Here is a 261-nt window from a genome sequence, read left to right as displayed (position 1 = left end):
GAGAACAAATCGGGCGCCAATGGCTCGATCGGGCATGCCCAGGCGGTGCGCGCCGCGCCCGATGGCTACACCGCTCTGCTGGCCACCAACAGCACCTTCGTGATCGGCCCGCACCTGTACAAGCAGTTGCCGTACCAGCATGAGCGCGACCTGGCCCCGGTGTCGCTGCTGGCCGCCAGTCCGCTGGTGCTGGCCGTCAATCCCGCGCTGAAGGTCAAGACCTTGACACAACTGCTGGCCCTGGCGCGCGAAAAACCCGGC

At 67.0% G+C, this 261-nt stretch carries 1 protein-coding gene; it reads left to right on the top strand.

The window, feature by feature from the left end; genetic code table 11:
* Nucleotides 1-261: Bug family tripartite tricarboxylate transporter substrate binding protein (locus tag SB751_RS32100; protein ID WP_410749274.1), on the top strand; the 261-nt coding region annotated here is incomplete at both ends.

The sequence above is a fragment of the Cupriavidus sp. SIMBA_020 genome (assembly GCF_046535395.1).
Classification (GTDB): Bacteria; Pseudomonadota; Gammaproteobacteria; order Burkholderiales; family Burkholderiaceae; genus Cupriavidus; species Cupriavidus campinensis.
The sequence above is the reverse complement of the archived record's forward strand: the minus strand, read 5'-3'. Positions and strand labels throughout refer to the sequence as shown.